The organism is Roseateles sp. P5_E1 (genome assembly GCF_054049335.1).
In genome coordinates this window covers 1-520 of sequence record NZ_JBFUMN010000482.1, presented here as the reverse complement: position 1 = coordinate 520, position 520 = coordinate 1, and the positions used below count along the sequence as shown (strand labels likewise).

1 protein-coding gene is annotated in these 520 nt (G+C 69.0%); it reads right to left on the bottom strand.

Features of this window, described 5'->3' with window-relative positions; translation table 11 throughout:
* Positions 1-336, bottom strand: a 336-nt coding sequence (locus tag ACXJKJ_RS32215; RefSeq protein ID WP_457395826.1) for a TIGR00366 family protein, incomplete at its 3' end; no start/stop codon positions are given.
* Positions 337-520 lie beyond the last annotated feature (184 nt).

Here is a 520-nt window from a genome sequence, read left to right as displayed (position 1 = left end):
GCCCCAGCTCAGCAGCGAGCTCAGCATGCTCACCGCGGCGACGAAGGCGACCGCGCCGCGCCCGCTGCGCGGCCAGCGCGCCAGTCGTTCGATCAGGCGCGCGGCCACGGGAGCGGTGGCTACGACATAGCCACCGATCACCACGAACACCATCTGCATGGTGAAGGGAATCAGGCTCCAGTAGCCCTTGCCGAAGCCTTGCGCGGTGGCTTGCGGCGTCGCGCCGCAGGCGATGGCCGCGGCCGCGACTATCAGCACGCCGAGCACGGCGAATACCCAGGCATCGGGGAACCAGCGCTCGGCGAAGGCCGCGCAACGCAGCGCCGTCCGCGCCATCCAGCGTTCGCCCGCTGCTTCTTTCTTCGTCGCTCCCCTTGCGGTTGTCGTTGCATTGTCGCAACAAAAGACAACGGCCCGCGTGCGGGCCGTTGTCCGGTATTGCGGGAAGAACTCAGGTCGCGGGTTGCGCCGCGTCCTGCTTGCGGCCCACCAGCCACATCGCGGCGCCGACCACCATCAG